The 765-nt window shown below is 70.7% G+C and carries 1 pseudogene; it reads right to left on the minus strand.

Annotation, left to right across the window (positions count from 1 at the left end):
- Positions 1–765, minus strand: a pseudogene (locus CK944_RS23550) (hypothetical protein); the annotation flags it as partial.

The following is a 765-nucleotide window of genomic DNA, read 5'->3' on the forward strand; positions in this document are numbered from 1 at the left end:
TCGGAACCGTTCGGCGGCGTCAGACCGCTCGTCGACGCCACCCGCCTCTCTGTCTTCGTCTGTCCCGCCACCGCCAGCACGATAGGCAACCATGCTTGACTGGGTCCGAGCTTGCAGCAGCGCTTCTTCCTCGGCACGGCGGGCCTCAAGCTCGGCCCGGCGCCGTTCCAGCTCTGCCAGGCGCTGCGCTTCCAGATCGGCCTGCACCTGCGTCTGGTTGGCCAGTTCGGCAGCCAAGTCCAGATCGGATTGCAGGCGCAGGTTCTCGCGGGTCAGCTCATCCAGCGCCTGGTCCTTGTCGGCCATGTCGCCCTTCAGCTGGTCCAGCTCCGCGCGCAATGCCTCGAGATCGGCGGAGGAGGTCTCTGGGTGGGCCCGCGCCGCGGCAAGCTCTGCCCTCGCTGCCGCGAGGTCGGCCCTGGCCTGCTCCAGGGCCGCACGTGCTGCCGCAGCATCAGCCTGGGCTTGCGGATCGGCAACCGTGCGCACGGCGGTGCGCGTGTCCGGCGGGGCTGGCGCGGGGTTCGGCTCGTTCTCGGTCAGCGTGAAGCCGTCAAGCCCCGTGTCGTCCTGGAACTCGCGGACGTCCGAGGTCGGCAAGGGGGATGGAGCCGGGTCTCCCGACGGGATTACCGTTGCCACATAAGCGCCCCCGGCAAGTCCGGCCGCCAGCATCCCGGCAGGCAGCGCCAGGCGCCGCCACAGGGGCGGCCTGGCTGCGGGTGGCTGCATCCGGCGCAGCCGTTCCTGCAGGGGATCGGCTTC

Origin of the sequence: Paracoccus sp. SY (assembly GCF_002901215.1) — a bacterium.
GTDB classification, from domain to species: Bacteria; Pseudomonadota; Alphaproteobacteria; order Rhodobacterales; family Rhodobacteraceae; genus Paracoccus; species Paracoccus acridae.